This is a genomic window from Pantoea sp. YU22, assembly GCF_003970755.1.
GTDB lineage: Bacteria > Pseudomonadota > Gammaproteobacteria > Enterobacterales > Enterobacteriaceae > Pantoea > Pantoea piersonii.
Genome location: NZ_RYDU01000001.1, coordinates 601379 through 618227, shown reverse-complemented (window position 1 = coordinate 618227; position 16849 = coordinate 601379). Strand labels below are relative to the sequence as shown.

Below are 16849 nucleotides of genomic sequence, written 5' to 3'. Positions count from 1 at the left end.
TTGCTTCCGGCAACGCGTGTGACGGCATCAGCCCACACTGTGCTCAAGGCTGATGGCTAACAGTTTTTGTGCTTCCACGGCGAATTCCAGTGGCAGCTCAGAGAAAACGTCTTTACAGAAGCCGTTGACGATCATCGAGATCGCATCTTCTTCGCTGATACCGCGCTGGAGGCAGTAAAACAGCTGGTCTTCGCCGATGCGCGAGGTGGTCGCCTCATGCTCCAGCTGAGCGGTGTTATTGCGGGTTTCCACATACGGGAAGGTATGCGCGCCGCAATCAGGGCCGATCAGCATCGAGTCGCACTGGGTAAAGTTACGCGCGTTGGTCGCGGTCGGCATGATTTTCACCAGGCCGCGATAGGTGTTCTGGCTCTTGCCGGCAGAGATACCCTTGGAGATGATGGTCGATTTGGTGTTTTTACCAATGTGGATCATCTTGGTGCCGGTATCGGCCTGCTGGCGACCGCTGGTCAGCGCAACTGAGTAGAACTCGCCAATCGAGTTATCGCCGCGCAGGATGCAGCTCGGGTATTTCCAGGTGATGGCGGAACCGGTCTCGGACTGCGTCCAGGACATCTTGCTGTTCTCGCCTTCACACAGCGCGCGCTTGGTAACGAAGTTCAGGATACCGCCTTCGCCTTCGCCGCCCGGGAACCAGTTCTGGACGGTGGAATACTTCACTTCCGCGTTTTTATGGATAATGACTTCTACCACCGCCGCGTGCAGCTGATAGCTGTCGCGTACCGGCGCGGAGCAACCTTCGATGTAGCTGACGTAGCTGTCTTCGTCTGCAATCAGAATGGTGCGCTCGAACTGACCGGTTTTCGCCGCGTTGATACGGAAGTAGGTCGACAGCTCCATCGGGCAACGCACCCCTTTCGGGATATAAACAAAGGTGCCGTCAGAGGCAACCGCAGAGTTCAGCGCCGCAAAGAAGTTGTCGTTAGCCGGAACCACGGTGCCCAGGTATTTCTGCACCAGCTCCGGGTGTTCCTGAATCGCTTCGCCGAACGAGCAGAAAATAATGCCCTGCTCCGCCAGCTTGCCGCGGTAGGTAGTGGCGACGGAAACGGAGTCGAAAATCGCATCAACTGCCACTTCGCGCCCTTCGCGTACCGGCACGCCGAGCTGATCGAAGGCTTTCTCAACTTCCTGCGTCAGGTAGTTGTTCGTCTCTTCAATGCCCGATGACTGCAGCGCGCCCGGCTCTGAGGCGCAGCTGTCATCGCAGTTGCCGCATGATGGCGCCGAATAGTAGCTGTAATCCTGATAATCCAGTTTGTCGTAATGCGCTTTCAGCCAGTGCGGCTCTTCCATTTCGAGCCAGGCGCGAAAGGCTTTGAGACGAAACTCCAGCATCCACTCTGGCTCGTTACGTTTAGCCGAGATCGCGCGCACCACATCCTCATTAATGCCGTGCGCCATTTCGTCGGTTTGCAACTGGGTAAAGAAGCCCTCTTTGTAATTGAGCTTGCCTTCCCACATTTGTACATCGTCAGATGTTTCGCTGTGTCGTGACATATTTCACTTACTCGACGCCAAAGCTTTCACCGCACCCGCAGGCGTGCTGAGCTTTAGGGTTATTGAATTTAAAAATCTGGTTCAGGCCTTCGCGGACATAATCCACTTCGGTGCCGTCGATAAACGGCATCGCCTGAAGCGGCACGTAAAGCGTTGCGCCGTTATGGGTAAACTGCAGATCGTCATCGGCAGGCTCTTTCACCAGATCCATGACGTAACCGAAACCGGCGCAGCCGGATTGCTTCACACCCAGGTGCAGACCTTTGACTTCAGGGTCTTGCGCCACCAGGTTAAGAATTTGCTTTGCCGCGGAATCAGTCAGCGTGACCCCTTTCCAGACAAAATCATCAGGAGAGAACGTTGCTGCATTTACAGATGCCATGTTGATACCTCGTAAGTCCGGACCTTTTCAGGCTATCCCCCTATGGTAAGGATCTGGGCGATCACTTCAACCTCTTGTTTTGCAGGGATAATCATCTTGTGCTGTTTTTAATCGATGCTTTATTAAGCATAGCTGCTTCGCAGACCTTTGCGGCGAGGCAGTGCGGGCGTCAGACAGCGCCCTAACTTGTTAAAATTACGTAAAAAATTTTTCAGCCAGTTATTAATAACTTCTTATTAATAGGTTACGCCTTTATCACCTGGATGGGGATTGTTCTTGCCGATTTTATTAACAGGCTAAGTAAATCGTGAAATTTTTCGCGCGGCGTAATTGCAATCCTCACCCAGTTGAATATGATAATTATTATCATTAACCACTTGAGGTGGCGCCATGACGCTTTCCGTCTCCGCCTGGTTACAGCGCAAAATCGACGATTATAAATTTTCCGTTCGCGATATCACCGTTGACTTCTATCTGGCTCAGGCAAAGCTGAACCGGGCCGACTGCACCATTCATCAGCTTCGTCAGTTTAACGATACCTGTCTGGATATGGCCGAAATTTGCCAGATCAACGGAGACGATCAAAGTTATCTGCACGCCATGGGCAAACTGCACCATCGGCTGGTGCAGGAGATGGGCAACAGCGAGCGCGACAGGCTGTTCCGCATCCAGGCCTATCAGCTGGCGCGCCTCTCCCTCACCCGCCTGTGCCATCAGCTGGCGCTGGTCGGAGAGTGGGACAAAGCCACCGCGCTGCAAAGCGACTTCGTGCGTCACGCGGGCTGGATATTCTAATCCAGCCGCGCCGTGACGTCGCGCACAATTTTGTTACATCAACGCCAGCAGCGCCTGTAGCGGATGACGCATGCCGTTGCCTTCCAGCCTTTTGACCTGGCTACGGCAGGAAAAGCCGGTCGCCAGGCAGCGCTGGCGCGGCAGTTTCTGCAGCTGCGGATGCCACGACAGCCCATAGATCCCCAGCGAGTTGTCGAGGTTTTTGCTTTCATGCCCGTAGGTGCCCGCCATGCCGCAGCAGCCGACGTTGATATTCTCCAGCTTCGCGCCGAAGCGCGCAAAGATCGCCTGCCACTGATTCGGCGTGTTCGGCAGCGCCGTCACTTCGGTGCAGTGCGCGAACAGATACCAGCTTTCGCCGCTGCCCGGCTGGGCGGCGCGCGGGCTCACCACGTCGTGCAGCCACTCATGCACCAGCTGTACATGAAAGTCGCCGCGCTTCTCGCCGAGCGCCTGCCGGTATTCGTCGCGATAGCAGAGCACCGTCGCCGGATCGACGCCGACCATCGGCATGCCGAGTTTCGCCACGCGATTAAGAAAGTCAGCGGTTTTTGCTGCGGTGCGGGCAAAGCGCTGCAGAAAGCCTTTAACGTGCTGCGCCTTGCCGTTGGGCATAAAGGGCAGCAGCACCGGCCGCAGGCCCAGCTTCTCGATCAGGCGAATAAAATCAGCGATCAGCTGCGCCTCATAGAAGCTGGTGAAGGGGTCCTGCACCACCAGCACATAGTCGGCGCGCTGGTCGGCACGCAGCGCTTCCAGCTTCTCCAGCGTCATATTCATTGCCGGATGACCGCTCAGCTCCTGCTTTAGCGAAGGCGACGACAGTAGCGGCAGATCGACCATGCCGATGTGGTTTTTGCTCAGCTCGCGCATCCAGGGCTGTTTAAGGAAGAAGTTAAAGGCCTTCGGCGCTTTCGCCATTAGCGGCGCATAGCTCTCTACCGCCGCGACCAGATGGTCGCTTGCCGGCCGCAGGTAGCGCGTATGGTAGAGCTGTAAAAAGCGCGCGCGAAAATCGGGTACGTCGATTTTGATCGGGCACTGGGTCGAGCAGGCTTTACAGGCGAGGCAGCCGGACATCGCCTCATGGACTTCATGGGAGAAATCATACTCGCCCTTACTGGCGTGCCAGCTGTTGCGCACGCGGCCAATCAGGGCGCGCAGCGACAGGCTGTTCTCCGGTATCTGCTTCTCCAGCTGCTGCGGATCGATGCCCTGCTCCGCCAGCAGGCGCAGCCACTCGCGCGTCAGGGTGGCGCGCCCTTTCGGCGAATGGATGCGATTGCGGGTAATTTTCATCGAGGGGCACATCGGGCTGCGCGCATCGAAGTTGAAGCAGAGGCCGTTGCCGTTGCACTCCATCGCGCCGCGCCAGTCGCTGCGTACCGTCAGAGGGATCTGGCGGTCATAGCTGCCGCGCTTCACCGCGTCGACCTGCATCATCGGCTCATTGCTGTCGATGGGGGTACAGATTTTGCCCGGGTTCATGCGGTTGTCGGGATCGAACGCCGCCTTGATGCGCCGCAGTTCGTTGAACAGCGTTTCGCCGAAGAAGGCCGGGCTGTACTGCGCGCGGAATCCCTTACCGTGTTCGCCCCAGAGTAATCCGCCATAGCGCGCGGTAAGCGCCACCACGTCATCTGAGAGGGTTTTCATCAGCATTTCCTGCTGCGGATCGCACATGTCCAGCGCGGGACGCACATGCAGTACGCCCGCGTCAACATGGCCGAACATGCCGTAGCTCAGGCCGTGGCTGTCGAGCAGCGCGCGAAACTCGACGATATAATCGGCGAGATTCTCCGGCGGCACGGCGGTATCCTCCACAAAGGGGATCGGCTTGGCACGGCCTTTCGCATTGCCCAGCAGCCCCACCGCTTTTTTACGCATGTTATAGATGCGCTCGATGCCGTCGAGATCGTTACAGAGCTGATAGCCGATCACGCCGCCCTGACGCTGCGCCATCAGCAAATCCAGCCGCGCGCAGAGCGCGCTTACCTGCTGCTCGATCAGCGCGCCGTCGTCGCCTGCGAACTCCACAATGTTCAGGCCGAGCATCTCTTTATCCGGCACGTCGGTAATCAGCTCGCGCACCGAATGCCAGACGATATCTTCTCGCGCCAGATTCAGGACTTTGGAGTCCACCGTTTCTACCGACAGCGCCTTAGCCTCTACCATAAAAGGCGCGTTGCGCAGCGCAGAGTCGAAGGAGTCATACTTGATGTTCACCAGACGGCGCACTTTCGGGATCGGCGTAATGTCGAGCCGCGCCTCGGTGATAAAGGCCAGCGTGCCCTCTGCGCCGCACAGGATGCGCGTCAGGTCGAAGGTCTGCATATCGTCGCTAAAGACATGGCGCAGATCGTAGCCGGTCAGAAAGCGGTTCAGCTTAGGAAACTTCTCCAGAATTAAGGCGCGCTGCTCGCGGCATCGCGTCAGCACCTGCTGATAGATACGCCCTTCCGGCGTCGCCGTCTGCGCCAGTGTCTCCGCCAGCGCGGTGGCCATCGGCCGGGTATCAAGAATATCCCCGCCGAGCAGAACTGCGCGCAGCCCCAGCACATGGTCGGACGTTTTACCGTACACCAGCGATCCCTGACCCGAGGCGTCGGTATTGATCATACCGCCCAGCGTCGCGCGGTTGCTGGTAGAGAGCTCCGGCGAGAAGAAGAAACCGTAAGGCTTAAGCCAGGCGTTAAGCTGATCCTTGACCACGCCCGCTTCGACGCGCACCCAGCCCTGCTCGGGATTGATCTCCAGGATGCGGTTCATATGGCGCGACATATCCACCACAATGCCCTGATTCAACGACTGCCCGTTGGTGCCGGTCCCGCCGCCGCGCGGCGTGAAAACAAGCTCGCGGAAGCGTTCCTCGCCCGCCACGCGCGCAATCAGCGCGACGTCGGCGGTAGAACGCGGAAAGAGCACCGCATCCGGCAGTAGCTGATAGATGCTGTTATCCGTGGACATTAACAGGCGGTCAGCATAGCTGGTGGCGGTATCGCCGGTGAAACCCTGCGCCTTCAGCGCGTCGAGGAATGTCAGCACCCGTTGAACGAGGCCGGGCGCCTGAGAAATCTGTGGGATCATTGTTGGGAGACCAGATGTTGTAAACGTTTGCGTTGTCTGTTTTGTCTGAACGTTCCGTTTTAACACATTTTTTTCGCGCTCGCTGTTTTTTCAGGAAAGGGAAAAACCCTCTCTTTCGCCCCTGTTTAAAGCCCTGAAAATAGCTCATCATTAAGCCGGGCCCGATTGCCCCTCCATGAAGGATTATTTGAGGTCGTTGTTCCTTATGAAAAACCTGCACCGCACCACGGATATGCCGCAGATGCTCTTTACGCTGATGTTTATCCTGTTGATGATCGTCGCCTGTATCTGGATAGTTCAGCCTTTTATTCTGGGTTTCGCCTGGGCGAGCATGGTGGTGATTGCTACCTGGCCGCTGATGCTGCGCGTACAGCGACTGCTGTGGAACCGGCGTTCGCTGGCGGTCATCGTGATGACGCTGCTTTTGCTGCTGCTGTTTATTATTCCTATCGCGTTGCTGGTCAACAGCCTGATCGACAACAGCGCCCCGGTGATCGCCTGGGCGACTCAGGGTCATATGGAAATGCCGTCGCTGCTGTGGCTGAATGATATTCCGGCCATTGGCGATAAACTCTTTTCCAGCTACCACAAGCTGATTGCAGGCGGCGGCTCCGCCATTATGGCGAAACTGCAGCCCTACGTCGGCCGCACCACCGGCTTTTTCGTCGCTCAGGCGGGCCACTTTGGTCGGCTGATGATCCACCTCGGCGTGATGCTTCTGTTCAGCGCCCTGCTGTTCTGGCGCGGCGAACAGGCGGCGCATGGCATCCGTCACTTCGCCTTTCGTATGGCGGGCCGCCGCGGCGATGCAACCGTGTTGCTGGCTGGTCAGGCGATCCGCGCCGTGGCGCTCGGCGTGGTGGTCACTGCGCTGGTGCAGGGCGTGCTTGGCGGCATTGGGCTGGCGCTTTCCGGCATCCCTTACGCCACGCTGCTTACCGTACTGATGATCCTCTGCTGCCTGGTGCAGATTGGGCCGCTCATCGTGCTGGTTCCCGCCATCGTCTGGCTCTACTGGAGCGGAGACACCACGTGGGGAACGGTGCTGTTGATCTGGAGCTGCGTGGTCGGCACGCTGGATAACGTGCTGCGTCCGATGCTGATTCGCATGGGCGCGGACCTGCCGATGATCCTGATCCTTTCCGGCGTTATCGGCGGGCTGGTGGCCTTCGGCCTGATCGGCCTGTTTATCGGTCCGGTGGTGCTGGCGGTTTCTTACCGACTGGTTTCCGTCTGGATGCATGAGGCGCCGCCGCCAGCGGACGATGCCGCCAGCGTGGTCGATATCCTCGCCGATCACGACGAAGAACATCTGCCTTCCTGAACCCAGGCTCAGGGCGGTTAACCGCCCTGATTCATTTGCGTCACGTTAATATTTTTTTTCATTAGCGCTTTTTAAGAAAAAACGCAGTTTTTAACCATGAGGCCGCATATCAGCGGCGAATAGTTTATTTTTCGCACTGGTTTACCCGGAATTCGCGGCAAAATACGTGACAAAAGTTTACTGGCTTTAAACTAATAAGAGGATTCTTAAAGACTCAGAACGGCGCGATGAATAACATGATTCCTATGTTTGAAATCAAGCTACTGATTTTTAAACAACCTTTTCCCCTGAGTAAAGTGAAGAATTGCTGTGTGTAGTCTTTGCCCATCCCCTGTGATGGGCTTTTTTTTGGCCCAGATAAAGTAAAAAGGCCAGCAAAGCTGGCCTTTTGTCTGCATTTTAGCTTAAACAATCATGCGCTTTTGCTTAACTCAGCGAGCGACAGCCAGGTCTCAACCACGGTGTCTGGGTTAAGCGACAGGCTATCAATACCCTCTTCCATCAGCCAGGCCGCGAAGTCCTGATGATCGGATGGTCCCTGGCCGCAGATGCCGACATATTTGCCCTGCTTCTTCGCTGCCTGAATCGCCATCGACAGCAGCGCTTTGACGGCGTCATTGCGCTCGTCGAACAGCGCCGACACCACGCCTGAATCGCGATCCAGCCCCAGCGCCAGCTGCGTCATATCGTTCGAGCCGATAGAGAAGCCGTCGAAATGCTCAAGGAACTGCTCGGCCAGTAAGGCGTTAGAGGGAATTTCGCACATCATAATGATCTTCAGGCCGTTCTCGCCGCGCTTCAGACCCTGGCGTTCCAGCTCTTCGACCACGGCCTGCGCCTGCGCGACGGTGCGTACAAAGGGAACCATGATTTCAACGTTGGTCAGCCCCATTTCGTTACGCACGCGCTTAACCGCTTCGCACTCCAGCGCAAAACAGTCGCGGAAGCTATCAGACACATAGCGTCCCGCGCCGCGGAAGCCCAGCATCGGGTTCTCCTCTTCCGGCTCGTAGCGTTCACCACCGACCAGGTTGGCATACTCGTTCGATTTAAAGTCCGAAAGGCGCACAATTACCCGCTTCGGCGCAAAAGCGGCGCCCAGCGTCGCAATCCCTTCGGTAAGGCGCGCAATATAGAACTCCACCGGATTGTCGAAGCCTTTCATCATGGTGCGGATTTGCTGCTGCAGCTCCGGCGTCTGCTGATCAAATTCCAGCAGCGCTTTCGGATGCACGCCGATCATACGGTTGATGATGAACTCCAGACGCGCCAGACCGACGCCTTCGTTCGGCAAGCAGGCGAAGTCGAAAGCGCGATCGGGGTTGCCGACGTTCATCATAATCTTCAGCGGCAGCGCGGGCATTTCGTCTACCTGCGAGCTGGTGACCTCGAAATCGAGCAGATCGTTATAGACATAGCCGGTATCGCCTTCGGCGCAGGAGACCGTCACTTTGTTGCCGTCTTTCAGGCGGTCAGTGGCGTCGCCGCAGCCCACTACCGCAGGAATACCTAACTCACGCGCGATAATCGCCGCGTGACAGGTGCGTCCACCGCGGTTAGTGACGATCGCCGAGGCTTTCTTCATGATCGGTTCCCAGTCCGGGTCGGTCATATCCGTTACCAGCACGTCGCCTTTTTCAATGCGGTTCATCTCGCTGATGTCGTGGATAACCTTCACTTCGCCGGCACCGATGCGATGGCCGATGGCGCGCCCTTCCACTACCACGCTGCCTTTGCCCTGCAGGTTATAGCGCTCCATTACCTGACCATTGGAACGCACGGTTTCCGGGCGCGCCTGGACAATAAAGAGTTTGCCGGTGTGGCCATCTTTGGCCCATTCGATATCCATTGGACGCTTGTAGTGCTGTTCGATCAGTACGGCCTGACGCGCCAGCGCTTCTACTTCCTCATCGGTAAGCGAAAAGCGGTCGCGCTCCGTTTCCGGCACGTCTTCAATACGCACCTGTTCGCCGTGAGACTGCGAATCGGCGTAGACCATACGAATCTTTTTCGAGCCCATATTGCGGCGCACGATAGCGGGACGATCGGCAGCCAGCGTCGGCTTATGCACGTAGAACTCATCCGGGTTAACCGCGCCCTGCACCACCATCTCGCCGAGGCCGAAGGCAGAGGTGATAAATACCACCTGATCAAAGCCCGATTCGGTGTCGATGGTGAACATAACGCCCGACGACGCGAGATCCGAGCGCACCATGCGCTGAATGCCCGCCGACAGCGCTACGCCGCGATGGTCGTAGCCCTGATGCACACGGTAGGAGATAGCGCGATCGTTAAACAGCGAGGCGTAAACATGCTTCACGGCGATCATGACCGCGTCAAAGCCCTGCACGTTAAGGAAGGTCTCCTGCTGACCGGCGAAGGAGGCGTCCGGCATATCTTCCGCTGTGGCGGAGGAGCGTACGGCGAAGGACGCTTCGGCATCGTCGGAGGAGAGCTGCTCGTAGGCCTCGCGAATAGCCGCTTCCAGCTCAGGCTGGAACGGGGTATCCACGACCCACTGACGGATCTGCTTACCGGCTTTCGCCAGCTCATCGACATCGTCAATGTTGGTCTTGTCCAGTAAATCGTAAATGCGCTGGTTGAGGCCGCTCTGATCGAGGAACTGATTAAAGGCGTAAGATGTGGTCGCATATCCGTTAGGCACCGAGACGCCCAGCGACGACAAATTCGTAATCATTTCACCCAGAGAGGCATTCTTCCCTCCCACGCGATCGACATCATGCATGCCAAGCTGGTTATACCAGAGCACTAACGGCTGTTCGCCTGTAATGGACATCGAGATTATCCTTTTAAGAATGAATGGGCACATGGAAAATTTAGCTATTCGCAAAATTAGCCTGGCACAATGCGCAATTAATGACTAAGTGTTGAATCGTTAAAGCGCGCAAGATTTCGCAAATTAAGAATTATTCCAATAATTCGGACTGGTTGCGCAAATCGGTTATTTTCCGCTAAGGCTATGATGGATTTGATTTTTTATATTATTCATTGAGTTAGTGGCGATTTTGTTGCGCAACGAGCAGCCGTTTTATTTCCCCGCAGACCTTACCTGCCACCCAGAAAATGATTTCAAAACGTCATTTCATTATTTTAACGGCGTCATCGAGGGCTAAAACAGGCAAGAAAAAACAAAAAGTTCATAAAATTCAAATATGGATTTTTTATTTTGCTTAAACCGCTATTTAAAGCTGCTAACCTATCCGATATCTCTGTACGCATAAGGTAAAAAGCCATGAGCAGCGAAAGAAGCGTTTTTTATATTTCAGACGGCACCGCAATTACCGCCGAAGTGCTGGGACATGCCGTGCTTTCGCAGTTTCCGGTGGGGTTCAATAGCCTGACGCTGCCTTTTGTCGAGAATGTTCAGCGCGCGCAGGCGGTGAAGGCGCAAATTAACGCGCTCTATCAAAAAAGCGGCGTTCGCCCGCTGGTGTTTTTCTCTATCGTCACGCCGGAAGTGCGCGACATCATTATGCAGAGCGAGGGTTTCTGCCAGGACATCGTGCAGGCGCTGGTGGCGCCGTTACAGGAAGAGCTGGGCCTGGCGCCCGCACCGGTGGCGCACCGCACCCACGGCCTCGACGCCAGCAACCTGGGCAAGTACGACGCGCGTATCGCCGCTATTGACTATACCCTGGCGCACGACGACGGCATCTCGCTACGTGGCCTGGAGGATGCGCAGGTCATTCTGCTGGGCGTTTCTCGCTGCGGTAAAACCCCTACCAGCCTCTATCTAGCGATGCAGTTCGGCATCCGCGCCGCCAACTACCCTTTTATCGCCGACGATATGGATAATCTCCGCCTGCCTGCCGCCCTGCGTCCGTTTCAGCACAAGCTGTTTGGCTTAACCATCGATCCGGAACGGCTTGCCGCCATTCGTCAGGAGCGGGCGGAAAATACCCGCTACGCCTCAATGCGCCAGTGCCGGCTCGAAGTGGGCGAAGTCGAAGCGCTGTTCCGCACTCACCAGATCCGCTATCTCAACAGCACCAACTATTCGGTGGAGGAGATCGCCACCAAAATTCTCGACATTATGGGCCTGACGCGCCGCATGTACTGAGCAGCCAACGGCAGCGGCTTGTAAACCGCCGCTGCCGTTGGGCAAAAAATCATTTCAGTTTATAGGGTTGCATTCGCAGGCTAATAATTTATTGTGATCATCATCACTTCCCGGTATGTCACCGTTGCGAAGAAAAAGCTTTCGAGATGCTCATGAATAAAACTGATGAACTGCGTACGGCACGCATCGGCAGCCTGATCACGCCTGCCGCATTAGCCGCTGCCCATCCTCTCTCCGCCGACATTGCGGATAACGTGACCCGCGCGCGCCAGCGCATCGCCCGGATTCTGACCGGCGAAGATCCGCGTCTGCTGGTGATTATCGGCCCCTGCTCTCTGCACGATCCGCGCGCCGCGCTCGACTACGCGCAGCGGCTGAATGCGCTGCGCGAGCGCTACGCCGATCGCCTGGAAATCGTGATGCGCACCTATTTTGAAAAGCCGCGCACCGTGGTGGGCTGGAAAGGACTGATCTCCGATCCCGATCTGGATGGCAGCTTTAACGTTAACCGCGGCATCGACCTGGCGCGCCAGATTCTGCTCGATATTAACCGCCTCGGTCTGCCCACCGCGACGGAATTCCTGGATATGGTTACCGGCCAGTTTATCGCCGATTTGATCAGCTGGGGGGCGATTGGCGCGCGCACGACGGAGAGCCAGATTCACCGTGAAATGGCCTCAGCGCTCTCCTGTCCGGTGGGCTTTAAAAACGGCACCGACGGCAACGTGCGCATTGCGGTGGACGCCATTCGCGCCTCGCGCGCCAGCCATATGTTCCTCTCACCCGACAAAGATGGCCAGATGACGATTTACCAGACCAGCGGCAACCCGCACGGCCACGTTATCCTGCGCGGCGGCAAAGCGCCAAACTATCACGCCGACGATGTGGCCGCCGCTGCCGCCAGCCTGCGTGAATTCAGTCTGCCAGAGCAACTGGTCATCGATTTCAGCCACGGAAACTGCCTGAAACAGCATCGTCGTCAGAAAGAGGTGGCGGCCGAGGTGGCGCAGCAGATCCGCGCCGGGTCGCGCGCGGTCGCGGGCGTAATGATCGAAAGTTTTATTGAAGAGGGAAACCAGAAAGTGGTCGCGGGCGAGCCGCTGGTTTACGGCCAGTCGATTACCGATCCCTGCCTCGGCTGGCAGGACAGCGAAGCGGTGCTGTCGCTGCTGGCCGAGGCGGTGAACAGCCGCTTCTGAGCCGCCTAGCTGGAGCAGCTCACCTCCAGCGTCTTACCCCAGTCCGGCGGCCGCTGACGATACTCAGCGGCCGTTTCGTCGCTAAAGGGCTGCTGCAACGCCTGATGCAGCCGCGCCAGCGCCCCGCTTTCGCCCTTTTCCGCCTCGTCGATCGCCTGCTGCGCCAGGTAGTTGCGCAGCACCAGCGCCGGGTTGGCGGCTTTCATGCGCTGCTGTCGCGCCTCATCGGCAACCTCTTCCTGCAGCAGACGCGCGCGGTAGCGCTGATACCAGCGGTCAAAGGCATCGCGATCCATAAACTCGTCGCGCAGCGGCGAACGCGCGTCCTGCGGCTGCGTATCGCTGAGCAGACGGAACGTCAGGGTATAGTCGCTGTGCTCCTGCGCCATCAGCGATAATAGCTCCACCAGCAGCGCGTTATCGCCGCTGTCAGGCTGCGTGAAGCCCAGCTTCGCCCGCATACGTTCGCCCCATACCCGCATCAGCTCCGGCTCGTAACGGCTCAGCGCCTGTTTAAGCTGCTCGACGTTAAGCAGGCCGGAAAGCGCGTGCGCCAGGCGGTTCAGGTTCCACAGACCAATCATCGGCTGGTTTTCGAAGCTATAGCGCCCCTGATAATCGCTGTGGTTGCAGATAAAACCAGGCTGATAGTCGTCAAGGAAACCGTAAGGGCCGTAGTCGATTGTCAGCCCCAGCAGCGACATATTGTCGGTGTTCATTACGCCATGCGCGAAGCCCACACTTTGCCACTGGGCGATCAGGCGCGCGGTGCGCTCAACGACGTCGGTAAACCATAAAAGATATTTATCCGCTTCGTTAACCAGATGCGGCCAGTGGTGGCGCAGCGCATAATCCGCCAGCTGCTCTACTTTTTCCTGCTGCTGGCTATAGAAGAAATGCTCGAAATGACCGAAGCGCAGATGGCTTTCAGCGATGCGCATCAGCGTCGCACCGCGCTCTGGCGTTTCACGATAGACCGGCTCGTCGCCGATGGCGATAGCGAGGGCGCGCGTGGTGGGAATGCCCAGGTGATGCAGCGCCTCGGAGGCGAGAAATTCGCGCACCGTGGAGCGGATCACGGCGCGTCCGTCGCCCATCCGCGAGTAAGGGGTAAGTCCGGCGCCCTTCAGATGCCAGTCGACTTTGTGTTCCGCGCTGAGGCGTTGTTCGCCCAGCAAAATGCCGCGGCCGTCGCCCAGCTGACCGGCCCAGACGCCGAACTGATGTCCGCTATAGACCTGCGCAAGCGGCTCCATCCCGGGCAGCAGCGCGGCGCCATGCCATACGCCATGGCCTTCGCCGGCGAAAAGCGCCGGGTCGACGCCCAGCGTCTGCGCCAGCGGCGCATTGTGATAAAACAGACGGCCGCCCTTAAGCGCAGTCGGCATCTGAGCGGTATAGAATCCCGGCAGCTCGCGCTGCCAGCTGTTATCAAACAACATACACTCTCCCGAGCGGCAGCCAGGCGAAATCAGGGCCACCGTCGCTGTGAAAAACCGGATATCGGGCCGTCCCGGCGCAGAGGCGCGAGACACCGCAAGTATAGTGGTGGGAAATCAAATACAACAGGCGGGCTTAATCAGGGGCGCAGCATTGGCTCGCAATCAGACGCTTTAGCGCCTCGGCTTTTACCGGCGGGAAAAGCGCGCCCTGCAGCACGGCATCCTGCAGCGGCGCTGTTTTATCGAGCAGCGTTCTGTCGTCAATGCCGCAAATAATCATCAGCTGCGTATGGCTGCAAAAGTTATCAATGATGCTCTGAATAAAAGGCTGGAAAGAGGCACGTTTCGCCAGTGCCTGAATAAATTGTTTATCCAGTTTGATGCAGTCGAACAGATTATCGTAGACGGCGCGAGTCGAAGATTTACCGGCACCAAAATGAGATAATGATAAACGGAACTGTTGTTTTAGCGCAGAAATAAGAGGATCGTTAATTCCGTTTAAAAGCTGCGGAAACGTTTCGCTGAGGTCCAGCAATAAAAAGGGAAGCTGCTTAATTTTACGTATCAGCAATTCACTCGCCAGCAGCGTTTGCGCCAGATTTTCATCAATTCGCATTAATGCCAGCACATGATTCTTTTCGAAGAACTCGTAGTGTTGCTCCAGCAAGCTAATCTGGCGCTGCAGCAGACGCAGTCTCTGCGTTTCATTAAGCTGCGGCAATAACAAATCCTGCGGCAAGGTGACAGGCGCAGTCTCATGCACGAACTGGCTAACCAGCTCGACGGCCACCAGCTGCCCGCTAATTGTGCAGGCAGGATAAAACCAAATTTCCGACTGATAGTCGGCAGATAAATGAACTTTCATTTTTACAGCCAGATAAAGTGGCGACTGGCGCATCGTATATCATCGAAATCAGGCAGGCAATAGTACCAAACCCCGGAAGAGATGGACATCTTTGCCGTTAAATTTCGCTTTGCCCGCTGCGCCAGATCCCTAAGCCAAATAACGGTCGCGTAAATACCCTTTACCAGAAAATTAAATCTCTGTCTTATTGATATAATTATTTCCCGGCAGCGTAAAGTGCCAATTTAAATAAGAGTTAAAATATACCTGCATTTTTTGCTGCTATTTACGCAGCTATTACGGCGCACGGCGTTCTGAGAGAGAGGTAATTTGCCTTAAATGCGCCGCGCCTGCCAGAAGGCTTTGCGCCAGTAAACGTTGTCCAGCGAGGAGCGTATCACCCCTTGGCTGGTGGAGGCGTGAATAAAGGCGTTGTCGCGGTCATATATGCCGACGTGCAGGCCATTTTCACCGCGGCCGGTTTTGAAAAATACCAGATCGCCCGGCTGCAGCTCATCCTTGCTGATACGCGTGCCGATATCGCTCTGCGCCCGCGTGCTGCGCGGCAGCTGCAGGTCGAACCTGTCACGCATGGTGAGATAGACAAAACCGGAGCAGTCAACGCCGCCACGACTCATGCCGCCGTAACGATAGGGCGTGCCACGCCACTGGCCCAGCTGTTCGTTGAGCTGTGCCACCACCATAATGGGATCAGACAGGCGGCCGTTCACCGGCGGCGCGCGATGGCCGCTGCATCCTGCCAGTATCAACACCAGTAAAAACACGCCTAACCGCATTCGCGCACATCCTCTGTTAATCGCAACGGCCTCACTCTAGCGTCAGGCGCGCAGCCTGGCAAGACGTGGCCGTCAGGGTTGCGCAGTCAGCAGCGGCTGGCCATCCAGTTCCAGCAGGCGAAACGGGATAGCATAGAGATCGCTGAGACGCTCGGGCGTCAGGATCGCCGCAGGTGCCCCTTGCGCCATCACTCTGCCCTGCGCCATCAGCCAGACGCTATCGGCATGACGCAACGTATGGTTGAGATCGTGACTGCTGGCGATAACGCAGATGCCGGCGCGCTGCAGCCCGACAATCAGGCTGTGGACGGCGTGTTGCTGGGCAATATCCAGTCCCGTCATCGGTTCGTCCAGCAGCAGCACTTTTCCCTCTGGGTTAAGGGCGGGATCGATCTGGGCGAACGCCGCCGCCAGCCTGACGCGCTGCCACTCGCCGCCCGACAGCTGCGCCAGCGGACGCGCCAGCTTGTCCTGCAGCTGCAGCTTCTCCAGCAGCGCGGTCAGCGGCGCGTCTGACTGCGTCTCGCTCAGATGGAGACGCAAATAGTGGTAAACCGGCATAAAGCCCGGCGCGATTTGCTGCGGCAGCCAGGCGCGCAGCCGTGCCAGCGCCGGGCCGCGCCATTCGCGCAGCGGACGCCCCAGTAGCCGGATCTCTCCTTCGCCCGGCAGCATCCCCGCCATTAGCGCCAGCAGAGTGCTTTTGCCCGCGCCGTTTGGCCCGACCAGATGCAGCAGCGTGCCGGCGGCCACTTCGGCGGAGAAAGACGCCAGCCGTCCGGGAACGGCGGCGTCCCTGAGGCTGATGAGCACGGTTACGCCAGCGCCTGCTGAATACTCTGCTGGATAATGGCGTCGTCCGGCGTCATATCCGGCGCGAAACGCTTCACTACGTTGCCCTGACGATCGATCAGGAACTTCTCGAAGTTCCACAGAATATCGCCCGGCGCTTTCGGCCCGCGGCCTTTGCTGACCTGACGCTCGTAAAAGCCGCTGCCTTCCGGGCGCACCGCCTCCGGCTGCGCCGCGATCAGCTGCGCATAGAGCGGATGGCGCGCCGGGCCGTTGACATCGCCTTTGGCCAGCATGGGAAAGGTCACGCCCCAGGTGGTGCTGCAGTAGGTTTTAATCTCTTCGTTGCTGCCCGGCTCCTGCTCAAGGAACTGATTGCAGGGAAAGCCCAGCACGCTGAAGCCCTGCGCCTGATACTGCTGCTGCAGCGCCTCCAGCTGCTCGTACTGCGGGGTAAGACCGCATTTTGACGCCACGTTCACCACCAGCAACACCTTGCCCTGCCACTCTTCCAGCGTGGTTTTCTTGCCGTCGATCGTCATCAGTTCAGTTTGATAAAGGCCCATAAAAGTCTCCTGTCGTGGA

At 57.4% G+C, this 16849-nt stretch carries 13 protein-coding genes and 1 other RNA gene; 5 read left to right on the top strand and 9 right to left on the bottom strand.

Features of this window, described 5'->3' with window-relative positions; genetic code table 11:
* Positions 1-27 precede the first annotated feature (27 nt).
* Together sufB and sufA are read right to left on the bottom strand one after the other, a co-directional pair.
* Complete coding sequence (sufB, locus tag EKL29_RS02970; protein ID WP_120452401.1) at positions 28-1521, bottom strand: Fe-S cluster assembly protein SufB; 1494 nt, start codon at positions 1519-1521, stop codon at positions 28-30.
* Positions 1522-1528: 7 nt separating this feature from the next.
* Positions 1529-1903, bottom strand: a complete 375-nt coding sequence (gene sufA, locus EKL29_RS02965) for a Fe-S cluster assembly scaffold SufA (protein ID WP_120452399.1) — start codon at positions 1901-1903, stop codon at positions 1529-1531.
* 390 nt (positions 1904-2293) lie between these two features.
* Between sufA and EKL29_RS02960 the strand changes: the two genes are divergently transcribed.
* Entirely contained in the window at positions 2294-2698 is a 405-nt protein-coding gene (locus tag EKL29_RS02960) for a hypothetical protein (protein WP_120452397.1), read from the top strand.
* A gap of 33 nt (positions 2699-2731) precedes the next feature.
* Here the strand turns inward: EKL29_RS02960 and EKL29_RS02955 are convergent, their stop codons facing one another.
* A complete protein-coding gene (locus tag EKL29_RS02955; protein ID WP_126688809.1) occupies positions 2732-5785 on the bottom strand; it encodes an FAD-binding and (Fe-S)-binding domain-containing protein in 3054 nt (1017 codons plus the stop codon).
* A gap of 205 nt (positions 5786-5990) precedes the next feature.
* Here EKL29_RS02955 and ydiK point away from each other — a divergent pair, with 205 nt between their 5' ends.
* Both ydiK and rprA read left to right on the top strand, forming a co-directional pair.
* Positions 5991-7109, top strand: coding sequence for an AI-2E family transporter YdiK (gene ydiK / locus EKL29_RS02950; protein ID WP_120452394.1), 1119 nt, complete (start codon positions 5991-5993; stop codon positions 7107-7109).
* Positions 7110-7354: 245 nt separating this feature from the next.
* Positions 7355-7461: antisense sRNA RprA (gene rprA / locus EKL29_RS02945), an RNA gene on the top strand.
* A gap of 60 nt (positions 7462-7521) precedes the next feature.
* Here rprA and ppsA read toward each other — a convergent pair.
* Entirely contained in the window at positions 7522-9906 is a 2385-nt protein-coding gene (gene ppsA / locus EKL29_RS02940) for a phosphoenolpyruvate synthase (protein ID WP_120452392.1), read from the bottom strand.
* A gap of 456 nt (positions 9907-10362) precedes the next feature.
* Between ppsA and EKL29_RS02935 the strand changes: the two genes are divergently transcribed.
* Together EKL29_RS02935 and EKL29_RS02930 are read left to right on the top strand one after the other, a co-directional pair.
* Positions 10363-11190 carry a pyruvate, water dikinase regulatory protein gene (locus tag EKL29_RS02935; RefSeq protein WP_120452391.1) on the top strand — a complete coding sequence of 276 codons (828 nt, stop codon included), beginning with the start codon at positions 10363-10365 and terminating at the stop codon, positions 11188-11190.
* A gap of 152 nt (positions 11191-11342) precedes the next feature.
* Positions 11343-12389, top strand: coding sequence for a 3-deoxy-7-phosphoheptulonate synthase (locus tag EKL29_RS02930; RefSeq protein WP_120452873.1), 1047 nt, complete (start codon positions 11343-11345; stop codon positions 12387-12389).
* Positions 12390-12394: 5 nt separating this feature from the next.
* Here EKL29_RS02930 and EKL29_RS02925 read toward each other — a convergent pair whose 3' ends face one another.
* The 5 genes from EKL29_RS02925 to EKL29_RS02905 form a co-directional block, all read right to left on the bottom strand.
* A complete protein-coding gene (locus tag EKL29_RS02925; protein ID WP_126688808.1) occupies positions 12395-13831 on the bottom strand; it encodes a YdiU family protein in 1437 nt (478 codons plus the stop codon).
* Between the two features lie 133 nt (positions 13832-13964).
* Positions 13965-14696: an EAL domain-containing protein gene (locus EKL29_RS02920; RefSeq protein ID WP_120452871.1), complete on the bottom strand. Its 732-nt coding sequence runs from the start codon at positions 14694-14696 to the stop codon at positions 13965-13967.
* Between the two features lie 314 nt (positions 14697-15010).
* Positions 15011-15472, bottom strand: coding sequence for a C40 family peptidase (locus EKL29_RS02915; RefSeq protein WP_120452387.1), 462 nt, complete (start codon positions 15470-15472; stop codon positions 15011-15013).
* Positions 15473-15544: 72 nt separating this feature from the next.
* Positions 15545-16285 carry a vitamin B12 ABC transporter ATP-binding protein BtuD gene (gene btuD, locus EKL29_RS02910; RefSeq protein ID WP_126688807.1) on the bottom strand — a complete coding sequence of 247 codons (741 nt, stop codon included), beginning with the start codon at positions 16283-16285 and terminating at the stop codon, positions 15545-15547.
* A gap of 2 nt (positions 16286-16287) precedes the next feature.
* Entirely contained in the window at positions 16288-16830 is a 543-nt protein-coding gene (locus tag EKL29_RS02905) for a glutathione peroxidase (protein ID WP_120452383.1), read from the bottom strand.
* Positions 16831-16849: the final 19 nt, after the last annotated feature.